This window comes from Pseudomonas sp. JAI115, from assembly GCF_014200835.1.
In the GTDB taxonomy this organism is placed as follows: Bacteria; Pseudomonadota; Gammaproteobacteria; order Pseudomonadales; family Pseudomonadaceae; genus Aquipseudomonas; species Aquipseudomonas putida_A.
The window spans coordinates 72,387-88,472 of record NZ_JACHCY010000001.1 but is presented as its reverse complement, the minus strand read 5'-3'; the positions used below and the strand labels follow the sequence as shown (position 1 = coordinate 88,472).

At 56.2% G+C, this 16,086-nt stretch carries 14 protein-coding genes and 1 pseudogene; 7 read left to right on the top strand and 8 right to left on the bottom strand.

The genetic code is table 11. From position 1 onward, the window contains the following. On the top strand, nucleotides 1-558 hold the full coding sequence (locus HDC30_RS00420) for a helix-turn-helix domain-containing protein (RefSeq protein ID WP_183779823.1): 558 nt from the start codon (nucleotides 1-3) through the stop codon (nucleotides 556-558). 21 nt (nucleotides 559-579) lie between these two features. Beyond that, nucleotides 580-1,926, top strand: a complete 1,347-nt coding sequence (locus HDC30_RS00415; RefSeq protein ID WP_183779820.1) for a glutamine synthetase family protein — start codon at nucleotides 580-582, stop codon at nucleotides 1,924-1,926. Between the two features lie 351 nt (nucleotides 1,927-2,277). Here the strand turns inward: HDC30_RS00415 and HDC30_RS00410 are convergent, their stop codons facing one another. The 3 genes and pseudogenes from HDC30_RS00410 to HDC30_RS29010 all read right to left on the bottom strand — a co-directional run. Continuing rightward, nucleotides 2,278-2,970, bottom strand: a complete 693-nt coding sequence (locus tag HDC30_RS00410) for a PA1136 family autoinducer-binding transcriptional regulator (protein ID WP_221303315.1) — start codon at nucleotides 2,968-2,970, stop codon at nucleotides 2,278-2,280. Nucleotides 2,971-2,993: 23 nt separating this feature from the next. Then, nucleotides 2,994-3,872, bottom strand: coding sequence for a glyoxalase III HchA (gene hchA / locus HDC30_RS00405; protein WP_097089838.1), 879 nt, complete (start codon nucleotides 3,870-3,872; stop codon nucleotides 2,994-2,996). Between the two features lie 242 nt (nucleotides 3,873-4,114). Beyond that, nucleotides 4,115-4,228: pseudogene (locus HDC30_RS29010) on the bottom strand (FAD-dependent oxidoreductase); the annotation flags it as partial. 509 nt (nucleotides 4,229-4,737) lie between these two features. Between HDC30_RS29010 and HDC30_RS00400 the strand changes: the two are divergent. The 4 genes from HDC30_RS00400 to HDC30_RS00385 all read left to right on the top strand — a co-directional run bounded on the left by HDC30_RS00400 (nucleotide 4,738) and on the right by HDC30_RS00385 (nucleotide 7,556). Next, nucleotides 4,738-5,280: a redoxin domain-containing protein gene (locus HDC30_RS00400; protein ID WP_097089837.1), complete on the top strand. Its 543-nt coding sequence runs from the start codon at nucleotides 4,738-4,740 to the stop codon at nucleotides 5,278-5,280. An 11-nt stretch (nucleotides 5,281-5,291) separates the two neighbouring features. After that, complete coding sequence (locus HDC30_RS00395) at nucleotides 5,292-5,831, top strand: thioredoxin domain-containing protein (RefSeq protein WP_070086726.1); 540 nt, start codon at nucleotides 5,292-5,294, stop codon at nucleotides 5,829-5,831. A 98-nt stretch (nucleotides 5,832-5,929) separates the two neighbouring features. Beyond that, nucleotides 5,930-7,030 (top strand): low temperature requirement protein A, encoded by a 1,101-nt coding sequence (locus tag HDC30_RS00390; RefSeq protein ID WP_096795982.1) that lies wholly within the window; start codon nucleotides 5,930-5,932, stop codon nucleotides 7,028-7,030. Between the two features lie 226 nt (nucleotides 7,031-7,256). Continuing rightward, on the top strand, nucleotides 7,257-7,556 hold the full coding sequence (locus tag HDC30_RS00385; protein ID WP_183779815.1) for a putative quinol monooxygenase: 300 nt from the start codon (nucleotides 7,257-7,259) through the stop codon (nucleotides 7,554-7,556). Between the two features lie 89 nt (nucleotides 7,557-7,645). Here the strand turns inward: HDC30_RS00385 and HDC30_RS00380 are convergent, their stop codons facing one another. The 3 genes from HDC30_RS00380 to HDC30_RS00370 all read right to left on the bottom strand — a co-directional run bounded on the left by HDC30_RS00380 (nucleotide 7,646) and on the right by HDC30_RS00370 (nucleotide 10,652). After that, a complete protein-coding gene (locus HDC30_RS00380; protein ID WP_183779812.1) occupies nucleotides 7,646-8,629 on the bottom strand; it encodes an LLM class oxidoreductase in 984 nt (327 codons plus the stop codon). Between the two features lie 484 nt (nucleotides 8,630-9,113). After that, nucleotides 9,114-9,545: a VOC family protein gene (locus HDC30_RS00375; RefSeq protein ID WP_183779808.1), complete on the bottom strand. Its 432-nt coding sequence runs from the start codon at nucleotides 9,543-9,545 to the stop codon at nucleotides 9,114-9,116. Between the two features lie 189 nt (nucleotides 9,546-9,734). Beyond that, nucleotides 9,735-10,652 (bottom strand): LysR family transcriptional regulator, encoded by a 918-nt coding sequence (locus HDC30_RS00370; protein ID WP_183779805.1) that lies wholly within the window; start codon nucleotides 10,650-10,652, stop codon nucleotides 9,735-9,737. A 179-nt stretch (nucleotides 10,653-10,831) separates the two neighbouring features. Between HDC30_RS00370 and HDC30_RS00365 the strand changes: the two genes are divergently transcribed. Beyond that, nucleotides 10,832-11,479 carry a hydrolase gene (locus HDC30_RS00365; protein ID WP_115984686.1) on the top strand — a complete coding sequence of 216 codons (648 nt, stop codon included), beginning with the start codon at nucleotides 10,832-10,834 and terminating at the stop codon, nucleotides 11,477-11,479. A gap of 188 nt (nucleotides 11,480-11,667) precedes the next feature. Here the strand turns inward: HDC30_RS00365 and HDC30_RS00360 are convergent, their stop codons facing one another. Together HDC30_RS00360 and HDC30_RS00355 are read right to left on the bottom strand one after the other, a co-directional pair. Continuing rightward, on the bottom strand, nucleotides 11,668-12,978 hold the full coding sequence (locus HDC30_RS00360) for a glycosyltransferase family 39 protein (RefSeq protein ID WP_183781276.1): 1,311 nt from the start codon (nucleotides 12,976-12,978) through the stop codon (nucleotides 11,668-11,670). 348 nt (nucleotides 12,979-13,326) lie between these two features. Continuing rightward, complete coding sequence (locus tag HDC30_RS00355) at nucleotides 13,327-15,948, bottom strand: EAL domain-containing protein (protein WP_183779802.1); 2,622 nt, start codon at nucleotides 15,946-15,948, stop codon at nucleotides 13,327-13,329. Nucleotides 15,949-16,086: the final 138 nt, after the last annotated feature.

The following is a 16,086-nucleotide window of genomic DNA, read 5'->3' as shown; positions in this document are numbered from 1 at the left end:
ATGAACAAGCAAGAAGAAATCGCTGCGCTGGCGATCCTGATCCACGACCTGCGCAAGCACAAGAAATACACCCTCAAGGATCTGGCCGACAAGATCGGCCGTTCGGTGGGTTTTCTCTCGCAAGTCGAACGCGGCTTGTCGCGCCCGACCGTGGCCGACCTCACCGCGATCAGCGAAACCCTCGGCGTGCCGACCACCTATTTCTACAGCCTGCCCAAAGCCAAACAAGTGCCGTGGGTCACCCGTCCGGACGAACGACGCACGCTGTATTACGCCAACGGCATCACCGACATTCTGGTGTCGCCACAAATGCGCGCCTCGTTCTCGATGCTCGAAAGTCATCTGGAGCCGGGCGCGAGCAGCGGCGACCGCCACATGAGCGACAGCTCGGAGCAGGGCGGTTATGTGCTCGAAGGCGAACTGACCTTGTGGCTGGGCAACGACGACGAGCCGGTCACCTTGAGGGCCGGCGACAGTTTTCAATTCGACAGTCACACCCATTGTCGCTACGGCAACCTCACCGGGCAGCTCACCCGTGTGCTCTGGGTCTACACCTGATAACAACAAAGGATGAACACGATGGACGCTGTCTGCTCTGACCTGCTCGCCGAAGTGCGCGCGTTTCGCCAACGTTACCCCGAGGTGCGTTATGTCGACCTGATTTCCCTGGACATTCCGGGGCATTTTTACGGCAAGCGTTATCCGGTGGACATGCTCGAAAAAGTCGCGGCGGGCAGCGCACTGAAACTGCCGCAGAACTGCGTGCTGCTCGGCGTGCAGGGCGGACTGTTCAAGATTGGCGATTACTGCTTCAACGACGGCGACCCGGACGCCGTGCGCCGCTTGGTGCCCGGCACACTCAAGCCCGTGACTTGGGAAGCACAACCGCTGGGGCAGATGCTGATTACCTCCGACGGCACCGCCAAACCGATCGAGTTCGAACCCCGCGAAGTGCTGGCGAAGGTACTGGATCGATTGGCGGGCAAAGGCATTCACCCGGTGGTGGCCTTCGAACTGGAGTTCTATCTGTTCGACAAAAAACTGCGCGACGGCCTGCCACAATTCCCTCGCGACGAGCTGACCGACGACGCCGATGATCAGCCGAACATGCACATCGAGCGTCTGTCGCGCTTCGCCCCAGTGCTCGACGAAATGGTGGAAGCAACGCGAGCTCAGGGCATCGACGCCACGGTGATCACCGCCGAACTGGGACCGGGGCAGTTCGAAATCAATTTCGGCCATCTGGACGACGGCTTGCGTGCTGCGGACTGGGCGGCGCTGTTCTGTCGCAGCACCCGTGGAGTCGCGCTCAAGCACGGCTATCGCGCCAGTTTCATGGCCAAACCCTACGTGGAACATCCAGGCAGCGGCATGCACGTGCATGTCAGCCTGTATGACGCGGCTGGCAACAACCTGCTGGCCGCCAATCACCAGCAAGCACTGCGCCACGCGGTGGCCGGCTGCCTGGATCTGCTGCCGCACAGCATGCCGATCTTCGCCCCGAACCAGAACGCCATGCGCCGCCTGAGCGGCACGGTAAACACCGCGACCAAGGCGAGCTGGGGTTACGAGGATCGTGACGCTTGCCTGCGCATTCCTGAATCGGACACGAAAAACCTGCGCATCGAATACCGTCTGGCCGGCGCCGACGCCAATCCGTATCTGGTGCTGGCGGCAATTCTGGTGGGCCTGGAACATGGTCTGGCATCAGGCAAGGAACCGATCCCGCCACTCAACGACGATCGCAACAGCGGCATCGATTTCCCGACGGAAATCCTCGACGCGGTGCGCGCCTTGCAGCATCAGCCACAACTGCGTGCGGGACTGGGCGCCGAGTTTGTCGACGTGTATTGCGAGAACAAACGTCAGGATCACCTGGCATTCATGCAGGAGATCAGTGCGCGGGAGTATCGCTGGTATTTGTGATCACTGGTTCAGCACACCACATGAATCGGGTGCAGGGGCCGCGATGACCGGATGGAGTTCAGTACCGGTGAATTCCATCGCTCATCAAAATTGAAGAGCGTGCCAAGAGATATTTTGAACACGGGGCGTGAGGATGGCGGAAGAACGGCTTCGAATGACGTTTGGAGATAATCCAACGCCATCCCGTGTAATGTCTGCGCTGAGTTGGAAATAGTTGACGTTGGCTGGCAGCTATCGGCCAAAAGCAGGCGGTCGGGAGTGGCGTCTTGCGGCCAACAGTGGACACTCAGATCAGTTGATGAGGAAATTACTCGGAAGTCCAAACCGTCTAGCACTCGTCTTGCCGCGTCCTTACCCATCGATCTCGCCGTTACGAATGGCCATCCTGATGGCTTGTGCTGTCGTTGTCACGCCCAGACGTCGGCGTGCTGAGCGCAGGTGATTTTCAACTGTACGCTCCGACAAACCGAGAGTCGCTGCAATATCCGCTTGCCGTCTTCCGGCAGCCGTCCATTCCATGACTTCGCGCTCTCGCGGGGAAAGGGTTCTTAACGCTTCGTCCAATGGCGCCTCAAGCAACCGCCGAGCCGCGAAAAAAGCGGCCGTCGCAACCAGGCTGAGTCCCAAGCGCATCCGCGCGCTCCCATCCACCGGCTCCCCCCCCAAGCTCATTGCGCCCTCAAGCCCCTGTGGACCAAAAACTGGCACCTGCAACCCCTGAATTCCTGGTCCACCTGGAGAGCGAATCATCCGGTAACGCTCTTCTCCCTTGACCTGCTCTTTCTGCCAGAAGAATGATTGCCGAGCATTCAAAAGGTGACGAGTCACCGGACAATGTCGAACGTAAGTCTCGGCATCCACCGCTTGACCGTTATCGAACCAATCGCCTTCGACCCAGTAGATATGCTCAACCACTTCCTCACTTGCCGTCGATGCAGAAAACAGCACGAATCGATCATAACCGTAGGGTGTGGCGAAACCCCTGACGGATTTCTTAATTGATTCAAGCGTGCGCGCCGTCTCTATCTCCAGAGCAGCGCGCATCGCTGTTTCGGCCGGCCCGTCGCTCACTCCGATGCAACCTCTTTCAACAATGCTTCAGCTGCCAACTTGCCCAGATTGTTGCCTGCCAATGGGCTGTCGCCGGTCAGCAACTTGCGGTCTTGGAGCGTCGCACCTGAAATATCCTGATTGATGATCTCAACTCCCAAGGATTTCAACTGCTCACCAAATTTCCACGTCAGATGCCCAGGCATATACCCTATGTCGGGCGTCTTTGCGTCGAGACTGTCTGGAAATGCGCAGATCTTGTAGCCGTTGAATATGTAGGAATTCCTAGACTCACCAATGCCCGCCGCGAGCATTGCTGCTGGGCCGTGACATAAGGAAATCACAAATTTGTCGTTGGTGATTGCCCAATGCAAAGCCGCTTTCACGTCGGCACTCTCCGGCAATCCAATCAGCGCGCCGTGCCCGCCAGGTATGAAAACGCCGATGTAATCCGAATCCTGCCCCAGCGCCTTCTCAACCACTTCGCACAGCTTCAAAGGTTTTTTGAACTGCTCACGGTATTTGGCGTAGAAATCCTTTACCTCGGTATCTTCGCTAGGCATGGCCCAGAACTCGAATTTCACTGGATTGCCTGACAGGGTCGCAACGTCGAACGCGAAACCGGCTTTGTCGAGGTGATACATGGGCAACAACGTCTCAACTGGGTGATTACCGGTGGAAAACATTGTTCCGTTGTCGGTCAGTAAATAGCGCTCATCGGCGCCAATCAGCAAAATCTTCCAGCGGCCACCTCGGTAGGGATTAGCGTAATCCGCATCACTCAGATCAGATTTTGGCGAGGTAAATTGGCTAAGCGAGTATGGGGAGGGAAAAAAGGCATCGTCCTCCGCCTGATCCGGAGTGGGGCGCTTGTCGTCACTCTGCAAGGTAGTCATGGGTTTCTCCTACGAATGGGCCGATTGCCGAGGTTCATGCTAGTAGCGTGAGGTAGGCCCAGCAATGAGGGTTTTCCCTTAAAGAAATATTCCTCACACATACAGCGCGCCGATCGGCTACTTTCGGCAAAAAGCGGTCAGTGACAATATTCGCAAAGGCTACCGCTCAGCTTCCCGAAGACCGATCTCGACTATTCGTTAGGTACAGCACCATCGCTGCACGAGCCGCATCTTTGATTACCTTCAGCCTCAACCAAGGTGATATTCGCGCCTTTATCAGCTAGGTGATACGCCAGCGAAGTGCCCACGATGCCGGCACTGATGACAACGACTCGTTTGCCCAGAGCATTTCTCATATCAACCTTTATTCTGTCGACCTGAAGGCGGTTCATTGTCTGCCACTGGTCGATTTCTGCTTGTCGTAACGGGCAGCAGTTGTCGTCCAGAAAGCAGATGTAGATTTGTCTGAAGTTGCGAAATAGCTGACAAAATCATCGTGTTAAAACGCCGCCTGAAATGGCAGCAAGATAAGCGCGTGAGTGTTGTTGGCACTGGAGGGTTCCGAAAATTCGTTCAGCTACTACGGCAAGCGTCATCAACGACTATAGTCATTGGTGAGCCAGAGCGAATCTGACCATTCCCCTGCCAACTTGGCCTAATCCAATTCCGCGAGTACACGGCGGATCTTCTTGTGTTCCTTGATGCGGAACGTGAACGTTTCGCTGCCGAAATCACTCAGGCTCAGGCTGAGATCGAGGCAGCGTTGTCTTTTTTTGAACCCCTTGATGGTGGATGGAGTTATCCCGCCGGGCACGTCGCATCCCACTGAGCACGTCCCAACAACCCATCTATCAAGGTTCAAGCAATGAATACTTTAGAGTTCGATGATGCACAAAAAACCAATGGCGACCTGGTTCAGGGTCCGCTGCCGGCCGGCACTGTCGCGCCCGACTTCACTCTTCACGCAACCCCTGATCAACAGTTGTCGCTGCGTGAGCTAAAGGGAAATCCCGTGATATTGGCGTTTTATCCCGCTGACTGGACTTCGGTGTGTGGTGACCAACTGACCTTGTACAACCAGTTGCTACCCACATTCAGAGAATACGGTGCGGCGCTACTGGGTATCTCGGTTGACAGCGCCTGGTGTCATCAGGCCTTTGCCAAAGATCGGAATTTTCACTTCAGCCTGCTGGCCGATTTCGAGCCCAAAGGGGCGGTGGCACGACAGTATGGAGCGTACGAATCCCAGCTCGGAGTTTGTAAGAGGGCACTGTTCGTGATTGACAAGGAGGGGGTGGTCGCCTGGAGCTATGTCTCACCAATGGCAATCAACCCTGGGGCGGACGGCATTCTGGATGCGCTGGATGCTCTGGTGAATTCGCCACAAGGCACGCCAATCAAAAATTAACAGGTGATTACATGGCCACTCTCAAAGTCCCGGTAAGTGCCAACGACCATCGTCAGGGAAGTGCGCATGCCAAGGTCACCTTGGTGGAATTTGGCGACTATGAATGTCCCTATTGCGGTGAAGCGTATTGGATGGTCAAGAATCTGCAGCAGCATTTTCGCGATGATTTGCTGTTCGTGTTCCGTAACTTTCCTCTGACCACCGCTCACCCGCATGCGCTGGGTGCAGCGGTCACCGCGGAGTATGCCGGGAGTCGAGGGTTCTTCTGGGAGGCTCACGACGAATTGTATGAAAATCAGGATCGATTGGGTCTGCCGCTGTATCGCGCCATTGTTCTCAAACACGGCCTTTCCAGGGAGGAATTCGATCTTGCAATGCAAGAGGATACTTACATTCCCAAAATACAAGCCGATTTCAATGGCGGTGTACGCAGCGGCGTGAATGGCACCCCAGCGTTTTACATTGACGGGCTTCGCTATGACGGAGTTCCAGAGTTCATCGGGATGAGTCAGATGATTGAGCTTTTGTTAGTGCGTGGACGAAATCGCTAGAGAACCAAATCGGCTTGGCATCACCCACATCGGAGCCGAGGAAAAACCAACGTTAGCTTCCTTTTACATTAAAGAGGTGGACACGGAGCCGGCAACTAATGAAATCTTTGAAGTATTATGAAGAAAATCGACACGCCACATGGTTGGAGTTGTTTTTTGACCTGACTTTCGTTGTTACGATAGGCCAGGTTACGCACACTCTCGGACATGTTCATGAAGGCCACTTTGAACATAAGCAACTATGGACATTCTTACTGCTTTTTGTACCGTTGTGGTGGATCTGGTCCAGTCACACGATTTACTCCAACAGGTTTGATACAGACAGCAATCTTCACCGTTTGGCAACATTATTCATAATGCTCCTGCTCATTGTGCTGTCGGCACGGATCGGGGAAGACCTGGAAGTGAACTACCCGCTTATTATTGCTTGCTATTTTGGTATACGTGCGATCATCAGTGTTATGTATATTTCGTCCATTAGTAAACTCGATTCTCGCGGCGAACTTTCCTCAAGGCTCGGCTTCGCCCTATTAGTTAGCGCAGTTATTAGCCTTTCATCCGTTATTTTTGACCCGCCCTTGCGTTACCTTGTTGCTTATATTGGGATTGTTCTTGATATTCTGTTTCCTGTATTTTTCTGGACTAAATTAAAACCGTTGCCAGCACACACAGAGCACTTGGTTGAGCGCATAGGCCTACTCACCCTAATCTTATTGGGGGAGTCAATTATTAGCCTTTCCGGAGGCTTATCTAACATTCAATGGGGTTATTACAATGTGATGGCGGCCATCACCGGATTCATCATGATTTGCAGTATCTGGTGGATCTATTTTGATAGTTTTTACTTATTGAACAAACATCAAAGCAGTATGAGTGGGCACGCCTTGATCTACTCGCACCTTTTTCTTTTTATGGGGCTGGCACTCCTGGCAAATTTGATCAGGCATGCGATCCTGAATGACATTGCGATGCGCGATTTCCAGATTATGTCGATCACCGGCATGGTCTTGTTTTTCCTGGGGAAGCAATATGGCTATTTCATAGCTGTGAGTCGAATAAGGAAATACATACTGCAAAACACCTTGATCGTGTTTTCTTTAGGTGGGTTAGTTATATTTCTACCGCGTGTCGAGTACATATTGGTCGGCTTGACAGTCACCATGATCTGTTATGTTCTCCTGAATTTCAGATATCGTTGAGTCTTGATTATCAGGCCACAGCTCGGGAAAAGTGATCACGCGGCTGGTATGCGGTTTGCGCGCTGCCTACTACGTCATTCTCAGTGTCCAAGCGACATGCGACGCTACCCTTGGTCTCTTTGGGTTTGTAATCCTGGTGTCGTCGACCATAGTTAATTGCCGGATGCCCCTTTTAGCTATTGCGACCAGATAGCACCAGCCGCATCGTAACAACAGGAGCCACGTCATGGTCAAAGTAGCGTTGTTCGTTCGTCTGGAAGCAAAACCTGGGAAAGAGAAAGAGGTGGAGCGCTTTCTCTTGAGCGGCCTTCCTTTAGTGGAGGAGCCAGCCACTACAGCCTGGTTTGGAATCCGCTTGGGGCCGTCTACCTTTGGCATCTTTGACGCATTCCCGGATGAAGCGGGCCGGCAGGCTCATCTTTCGGGCAAGGTCGCGGCGGCGCTTATGGCAAACGCTGCCGAGCTGTTTGCCGAACCGCCATCAATCGAGAAGGTTGACGTCCTTGCGGCCAAGCTGCCCGGTTAAGCAAATCCAACAGGAAGTTCCATTCAGTTCGGGGAGGCTCACGATGGCTTCGTCAAGTGAGCATCCGTCGGCGTAGCAGTGACCGATCCTCAATGCGCTGCCGGACGCGGCTGCACTCCGAACTGCGCAACGATGTGCGTACCCAATTCCTCAATAACCTCCGCCGCAGGGCGCTTGCCATATTTGAGATTGAGAATGACGTGGTCCACGCCGATTTCCTCAAGCGACTCCAGCAAAAACCGTAGATGGTAACGTCCAAGTTTGAACCCCAAATGGATACGTGTGGGTGGCGTGGACGGATTCTCATCGAGATCGATGTACAGCGACTGAGTAAAGGGCTTGTACACAGAGCCACATTGCCTGGTGACCTCCAGCCGCCAATCTTCCACGACCAGCCGCTGCATATTCGGTATGCGTGGATAGTTGATCCATCCGTTGCTCTCACGCGCGATCCAATCCAGTGACTGGCGACTGTTGCCGGTCACGAGCATTGGAATGAATTGGGTGGTAGGTTTCGGAATCAGGTCTGCGCCTTGCATTTCACCAGTGCTCCAGTGGATGGGCTCGAAGCTGGTGCTGTGGGCGCGGCGAATCACTTCGTAGTGTTCTCGAAAGATCTCTCCACGCCTTTCGGGATCGACGCCAAACGCCGAAAACTCCACTGGCCGATCTCCCGAAGCAACCCCCAGAATCAAGCGACCAGTGCTCAACTGATCGACGCTGGCTGACGCCTTGGCCGTGTGCAGGGGATGGTGCAGCGGGATGGCGATGGAGGCGGTGCCAAGTGCAATCTCCGAGGTATGGGCGGCCATATAACCCAAGTAAACCCAGGGGTCGAAGACTTGGCCGACATCGCCGAAGCCAGGGTCGCGAAGCGGCACGTCGCGAAACCAGAGCGCGCAGAAGCCCAGCATCTCGGCTTGTTTAGCCAGTATGACCTGGTTGAGCATGCTCGGAGTGTCCCCGTCGAACGCCTCCATGGGAAAGAATAATCCTAGGCTCAAATGCCCCTGAGTGAAGGTTCGGCTGAACCCTCGATGCTGCTGGTAAGGAATCGTGCTCGGCCGATACATACGGATTGACCTCACGGCAGAACGTGACAGCGCCCCCGTTTCCAGAGGTGCTGCGGCATCGGTCGCTTTTGAACGACAGGTGGGGGGACTGGGTCTGGCTTTTACCCGTTGCGCCGTACTGCTGGTCGTGTGGACCGGATTCAGGGGGCAGTTGCTGGCGATAGGCGCGGGTCGGTCCGGGTGGGTGTTAAGTGGACGTTCAAAGGAAGTCAGATCTCTCGGCTCTATACCACCAGATAGGCAAGGTGTTCGAGGAATCATTCTATAAGCGTAGGCGGTTTTGCAGCTCTCCGCCATATTCTTACAATCAAGCCGCTGCCGGGCGAAAGTCGCGTATCGAAGGCAGTTATCGGTCGTTTCCTGCCATTCCAGAACGGCCGCTATTAGGCAACAGCGGTCGCTTGCCGATGCCCGCTTCTGGCCGATTGCTGCCTGCCGTGAAGGGCTGCACCGGCCCGAAGCTGACGGACGGCTTGGCTCGGGTTCAGAACGGGCAAGCCGGTTTCTCACCCAACCGCTCTACCAACCTTACGAGATAACCGTCGGGATCCTGGACGATGAATTCGCGCTGGCCTATTTCTACATTGTCAGCCCGATACCAAGTGTCTTTGCATTCTCGATAGAGTGGACATCCAGACTCATCAAGTTTCTGGATGATGGGTGCGACAGCCTCAACGTCAATCTGTAAGTTGATGCCTCTTCCAAACGGCTTGGCCAACGGCGCAGTCAGCCATTGACCCGCGTCGGAATCAATCTGCTCAAGCATTACCTGAGCACCATTCAAATCAAGATATGCAAATCCATCTTCCGGGCGTTGATAAGCGACTTTGAACCCCAGACGAAAAACCCAGAATGCCAGGCTGCTATCCAGGTTGGTGACCATTAACTCCGGAACCAGTTTGTTACGTTCGAACATGAGATGACTTCCGTTTCAAATGGCTCGTTTTGCGGACGGGCAGGTTCTGCACTGATGGCTTCGATACCACGACGGGATCGTGGCGATGATGCACGCTCGGTTGGGAATTATCGAGTCGCGTTGACCGGACGCTGCCCGACGCGAACGGCGGATAAAGATGAATGTCTGTCTCTTTCGTTTAGCCCAACCTCACACCAGCGCATCATCCTGATGTGACAGCGGCTGCACCGCCAGGTGTGGCGTTTCGCCGAAGAACTCGATCAGCAGTTCAGTGAGCACACGAATTTTGCGCGCAGGGTGCGGACCCGGCGGACGGATGATGTAGGCACCGGCCGGAGGGGGAGGATGGTTTGTCATGATCGGCACCAATGCGCCGGATGCCACGTATTCATGGGTGAGGCAATCGGGCAGGTAGGCGACACCCAGGCCTGCGGTCGCGGCGGCGACCAGGGCGATGCCGTTGTCGGCTTTGAAGCGGCCTTGCGGACGAACCGTGATGACTTTGTCGCCATCCATGAATTGCCAAGCTTCGGTGCCCTGCATGAGGGCCTGATGGGCAATCAGTTCATCCGGCGTGTGGGGTTCGCCGTGCGCGTTGATGTATGCGGGACTCGCGACGAGCTTGGCGTAGACCGGGCCAATCCGTCTGGCGATTAGATTGGAGTCCTGCATATAGCCCACCCGGATGGCGCAATCGTAGCCCTCGGCAATGAGGTCAACGAAGCGATCGCTGTAACAGGTCTGGATGTGCAGCTGCGGATGCCGACGCGCCATTTCTGCCAGCATCGGGGCGAAGTGACTCTGGCCGAACGACAGCGGCACGGCCACGCGCAAGCGGCCGCGGAGGGCGCCGGCGGGCAGGATCGTTTCCTTGGCGATGTCGATCTCGGTGCAAACCCTGGCGGCGTAGTCCCGGAACGTCGCACCGGCCTCGGTAAGCGCCGCCCCGCGAGTGGAGCGTGCCAGCAATTGCACACCCAATTCGGTTTCAAGCCGAGCCAGGCGGCGGCTGACGATCGATTTTGACACGCCAAGACGCAGAGCCGCCTGCGAAATGCCCCCGGCATCAGCCACTTCCACGAAGGTCTGCAGTTCTTCGATATCCACGCTTGCGTTCCTCTTTTCGCGACACAGCACGTCGCGCAATGCTACTACTGCGGCAAACATGGGAACAGCACAATGGATTTTCCGAGCATGGCGTCATTCGCACGTGTCCCGGAACCCATCACCCGCACAGGCTCCGGCCTGATTCACAAACGTGCGTCACCCATGAAAAGGATTTGCCAATGGCAAGCGAGACTCTCCGCAACCCCCATACCGATCAGCTACTGACCCCGGAAAACTCGGCGTTGATCATCATCGATTATCAGCCTGTTCAGGTTTCTTCGATCCGCTCGATGCCGCGTGATGAACTCGTCTTCAACATAACCAGCGTTGCGAAGGCGGCGGTCAACTACAACCTTCCGATCATTCACTCGACAGTCAATGTCGCGACCGGCCGCAACAAGCCGCCGATCCAGGAGTTGCAAAAGGTGCTCGGCCATCTTCCGACCTACGACCGCACATCGATCAACAGTTGGGAGGACACGCAATTCAAGCAGGCAGTCAAGGCGCTCGGGCGCAAGAAGCTGATCATGACTGCACTCTGGACCGAAGCGTGCCTGACATTCCCGGTGCTCGACGCGATCCAGGAAGGTTATGACGTTTATGTGCCAGTCGATGCGGTCGGCGGCACATCGCTCGCCGCGCACGAGGCGGCGTTGCGCAGAATGGAACAGGCGGGCGCGAAGCTCATCAGCCGGGTGCAAATGTACTGCGAACTACAGCGCGACTGGGCGCGAGAAGTGACCGTACCGGGCTTTCTGGGCGTATTCGAGAACTTCGACGGGTTCAACGCTGAAAAAGCGCTGGAAGAGGCGGACAAGAAGGCCTGATTAGCGGGCAGGGGATGAAGGTGTCGCTCGCGAAAGCGGGCGCCACCTTATTTTTTCCTGCTGCAAACGACTGCTTTTGTGCAGACCCTGCCGCCGATTCAGTACCTTGGATGCGTCATGACCCTGTCAGATATCAACATGTGAATACTGGACAGTCGTGTCGCTTACTCATGAATCAGGAAGAGGCTTCACCAAAACCAATACGGCAAAAACTTCGGCGTGGGTTCGATCATGAGTTCCAGGTGGTAGGTGATCGGGTTGAAGAAAAACATATCCAGTATCAGAAATGCCGATACGCCAATCGACAGCGTCATGAACTCCCGATAGGGATGCTCGGAGAAGTACTGGTGTTTGCCATGGTAGAAGCTCAGCAGCGCAGACAATCCCAAGGCTACGCCCAGGTAGTTGGGCTGTAACGAAACATCGGCGAAGTTGTTGTAGACCAGCACCGCCACCAGCATTCCCAACCCCAGCATGGGCAACTTCAGGCAGAAGTTCAGCAGGCCGTTTTTGGCGCGGATCAAGGCGGCTTCCTTGCTGACGAAGAGGTAAGCGGCCAGCAGCGAAATGGCCGGGGTGATTGCGAGGATGTAGCGCGCTTTCTTCGAACTGGGAATAGTGAACAGCACCAGCAGCACCAACAGCCACCCGCTCAGATACAGCAGCAGGTCGATGTCTTTATCGCGGGTCGAGCGGAAGAACAGTTTGTACTTCTTGAGAATTACATTAATGGCGTAAAACACCGTGATGCCGTAGGTAAACAGGCCTGCGGAGAAGTAGAAGTAATAGCGTGGCGCGTGGTCGGAACCGAAGCGTGCGATGCCTTGCATGTTCAGCACTTCCTCGAGGAACGCTTGCCCACCTTGCAAGTAGGCGGCCCATGCCAGCAGCGCAACCCCAACAGCCAGAATCACGCCCGAGAGCAATGAAAACAGCAGCAACATGCGCCACTGCCGGCTTAGCAAGTAATAAGCGCCAATGACAGTCGCAGGCCCGATCAAGCCAATTGGCCCCCGAAAGGCGAAACCCAGTGCCAACCCGAGGTACAGCAATGCAAGGCGACGCGGGTCCTTTTTTATATCGGCCGCATAGGCAAAGTAGAAGCACATCACCGTTAACAGCGCCGGATAGATATCCAGTGCCAGCGAGTTGACGCCGTCAAGAAAAGCCCAGGTGAGCAGGCTGAAAAGAACGCCATACGCGCCCCATTTTTTGCTGTGCAACGCGCCCAGCCGATAAATGAATACCAGCATCAGCGAAGCGACCACGCAGGACGGAAAACCCATGGAAAGAATGGACACCCGGCCGAACGGCATGGAAACCAGGTAGACCAACAGGGTATTGAGAACCGTATAGTCGGGATAAGGCTTGAGGTCGTCGGCAATCGGGAACAGTGTGATGCCGTGCAGCAACATGTACTCGGCAAAGTCGACAAAACGTGTTGTGTAGTTGAGGACAGCGGGTTTGTACTGCAATGCCATGAACACGGCCAGTGTCATGAAAAAAATGCTCAGGCATGGATTTCTTGTAATCAGTCCCGTCAACATTCCAGCCCGCGAAGTGCGCCCTACAACAAGCGGGGCATCATATCGATCCATCGTTAACCCTTTGGTGACGTTGTTCTTTTGACCGCAGTCCTGACAGTCCGGTGATGCCTGCATTGAACTTGTGTGTAGCGCGAGATTGACGTTGAGCCTGGCCCGCGGCGAGGACTATTCAACCATGACGGCCCTAAACACACCCTGAACAAACCAATTGAAGTCAACAGGAACACCGTATTAACGAAGAGTGTCGAGCCGGGCTTTGTGCATTTCTACGATGGATTATTGCCAGCGATGCAAGGCCAGCTAAATGACGCGACCTTTCTTCGACGGCGAATGATCGGCCGGCCCGGTTCTGGCGGTTTGCAGCAACCGGGCGAACGCCGCTTTGTCTATTGGTCGACTCATGAAATAACCCTGCACCTCATTGCATTGATCCTTGCCGAGAATCTCCAGTTGCTCCTCGGTTTCCACGCCTTCGGCGGTGACGGTCAGGCCCATGGCTTTGCCCAGACCGATGATCGCCTGAACCACGGCGCGATCGTTGGCGCCGTTGCTGATCGAGGCGATGAAGCGTTTGTCGATCTTGATCCCGTCGAACGGGTAGGCGCGCAGGTAGCCGAGGGACGAATAGCCGGTGCCGAAGTCGTCCATGTTCAGCCGCACCCCGAGTTGCTTCAGCGCATTCATCGTGGCCAGCGCACCGTCGGTGTCGACGAGCATCACGTTTTCGGTGATTTCCAGTTCCAGGCGACTGGCCGGGAAACGGGTCTGGATCAGCGCTTCGCGCACGTCTTCGACGACATCGCTGAGGGCAAATTGCGCCGGGGACAGATTGACCGAAAGCAGAATGTCCGACGGCCAGCTCAGTGCGGTTTCACAGGCTTCACGCAATACCCAGCGCCCCAGCGCCACGATCAGGTCGGTCTGTTCCGCCAGGCCGATGAACACGTCCGGCCCCAGTAGGCCCTTGGTCGGGTGTTGCCAGCGCACCAGCGCCTCGACCGAGACGATGTGCTTGCCGTCGACGGTGTAGCGCGGCTGGTAATGCAGGATGAATTCATCGTTTTTCAGCGCACCGCGCAGATCGCTTTCCATTTGCCGGCGGGTCTGGATCTGGTCGTTCATGTGCGCTTCGAAATAACACCAGGTGTTCTTGCCCTCGGACTTGGCCTGATACAGCGCGATGTCGGCGCAACGGATCAACTCGCTGGGCACGAAGCCCTGACGGCGGCTCAGGGCGATGCCGATGCTGGCGCCGACGTGCAGCGGGTGATGCTCGAAGACCATCGGCTGATGCAGGCTCTCGACCAGCCGGGTACAAAAGCGGTCAACCTCCTGCCGAGTGTCCATACCATTGAGCACCACGACAAATTCGTCACCGCCCAGGCGCGCGACGATGTCGTGCTCACGGGTGCATTCGCGCAGACGACTGGCGACTTCCTGCAACACCGCATCACCGGCCGGATGGCCGAGCGAGTCGTTGATCGGCTTGAAGTTGTCCAGATCGATCACCAGCAACGACAGTGGCGGGGCATGTTCTTTGAGCAGCAGCGCGTCATCCAGATAACGCGACAACTGATTGCGATTGGGCAGGCCGGTGAGGGCGTCGTGCATGGACAGGTGCTGGATCTGCGCATGGGCGGCGACTTCGTCGGTGATGTCACTGGCGGTGCCGCGATAGCCGACCACGCTTTGTTTCTCGATGATCGGCCGCGCTGAGAGCCGACAGTGGCGTTGCTGCCCGGCGTGATCGCGGTAGGTGCAGCGCAGGTCGCTGGCATTGCTGTCTTCGGTGAGTTTTTTCAGCCACAGCTCCAGCGGCGTGGTATCGCAGGACACCAGTTGCCCGATGCCTTGCCCCAGCCACTCGGTTTGCGGGTAACCGGTCACCTCGCTGAAGCGCGCCGAGAGATAGGTCAGGCGCAGTTGATTGTCGACCTCCCAGATCCAGTCCGATGCGGCTTCGGCCACGGCGCGAAAGCGTTCTTCACTGGCTTCCAGCGCGTGGTTGGCCGCCTCCAGCGCCTGATTCGAGGTCTTCAACGTGCTGAAACTCTGATCGACGTAGGTCGACGATCGCACGGCGTGACGCAGGAAATAGGCGGTCAACAGCATCAGCACGGCCAGCACGCCGCCAAGCGTTGGCAGCAATGACCACAACAATTGCTGCCCGGGGCGCTTCAGATCTGCCGTCAAGCTGAAACCGGTACTGTCCAGCGGCACGCGTGGTTGCTCCCCGCTGAGCTGTTCATCCGGCATCAGAGTCAGGTTGTTCAGGCCATAGGCCACGCCAAGCGCTTGCAGTTTGGCCGGTGTCAGCTTGTCGACGAATACCAGCACCGACGTCTGTTGCGGATCGCCCACCGAGCGCTCATCGTTGGGCAGAATGGCCGCCGCCGTGACCAGCGCCGGCCAGCCGTCGAACAGCGAGTAGGTGCTGACAGGCACAGTCAGCTCGGACTGGTTTTGCACCTGATCAATCAACGACGCGGCAGGCGCCGCGAGCCAGTGCGCGATGTCCGCGTCTTCCTGCTGTCCCTGCACCACGGCGTATTTGGTGCGCTGCCGATCCAGCACGAACACGCCGTCATAACCGTCAGTGGTGAACAGGGTCTTGCCGATGTTCTGTTGGGTATACGCCCAGTCGGTATCGACCTGGGTGTGCAGGTGCTCATAGGCGGTGGTCCAGTCAGCGTAACTGGTGATGTAGCTCTTTGAGGTGCTGATGCGGTTTTCCAGGGCGCGGGCCATGTAGAAACGGTTCTGCTCGACATCCTCGCGATCCAGGCGAGCGGCAATGCCGAGCAGGGTGCCGATAGCGGCAATCACCCCGACGATAAACAGCGTGCCTACCGCGAACGCCAGGCGGCGGGTGATTGCGCTTTGCTGAGGCGGAACAGGCGCAGCGGGAGCGAAGACATCCATATGTTCGTCCTTGATTCTCTGTCTGAATCATCTGGAACAGCGGCCCGCGTGCAATGTTCAATGTGTTTGCCGGGCTTGCACCGAGGCGGATTTCTCAAGCGTAGTGAATGCGCGGGGATTTTGCCTTGAGACTGCGAC

Excerpts from the sequence above, each read along its gene's own strand:
- HDC30_RS00390 (WP_096795982.1), top strand. The coding sequence starts at position 5,930 with ATGAAATCTTTGAAGTATTATGAAGAAAATCGACACGCCACATGGTTG.
- HDC30_RS00365 (WP_115984686.1), top strand. The coding sequence starts at position 10,832 with ATGGCAAGCGAGACTCTCCGCAACCCCCATACCGATCAGCTACTGACC.
- HDC30_RS00410 (WP_221303315.1), bottom strand. The coding sequence starts at position 2,970 with ATGCGCGCTGCTCTGGAGATAGAGACGGCGCGCACGCTTGAATCAATT.
- HDC30_RS00360 (WP_183781276.1), bottom strand. The coding sequence starts at position 12,978 with ATGACACTGGCCGTGTTCATGGCATTGCAGTACAAACCCGCTGTCCTC.
- HDC30_RS00355 (WP_183779802.1), bottom strand. The coding sequence starts at position 15,948 with ATGGATGTCTTCGCTCCCGCTGCGCCTGTTCCGCCTCAGCAAAGCGCA.
- HDC30_RS00415 (WP_183779820.1), top strand. The coding sequence starts at position 580 with ATGGACGCTGTCTGCTCTGACCTGCTCGCCGAAGTGCGCGCGTTTCGC.
- HDC30_RS00380 (WP_183779812.1), bottom strand. The coding sequence starts at position 8,629 with ATGTATCGGCCGAGCACGATTCCTTACCAGCAGCATCGAGGGTTCAGC.
- hchA (WP_097089838.1), bottom strand. The coding sequence starts at position 3,872 with ATGACTACCTTGCAGAGTGACGACAAGCGCCCCACTCCGGATCAGGCG.
- HDC30_RS00385 (WP_183779815.1), top strand. The coding sequence starts at position 7,257 with ATGGTCAAAGTAGCGTTGTTCGTTCGTCTGGAAGCAAAACCTGGGAAA.
- HDC30_RS00420 (WP_183779823.1), top strand. The coding sequence starts at position 1 with ATGAACAAGCAAGAAGAAATCGCTGCGCTGGCGATCCTGATCCACGAC.
- HDC30_RS00400 (WP_097089837.1), top strand. The coding sequence starts at position 4,738 with ATGAATACTTTAGAGTTCGATGATGCACAAAAAACCAATGGCGACCTG.
- HDC30_RS00395 (WP_070086726.1), top strand. The coding sequence starts at position 5,292 with ATGGCCACTCTCAAAGTCCCGGTAAGTGCCAACGACCATCGTCAGGGA.
- HDC30_RS00375 (WP_183779808.1), bottom strand. The coding sequence starts at position 9,545 with ATGTTCGAACGTAACAAACTGGTTCCGGAGTTAATGGTCACCAACCTG.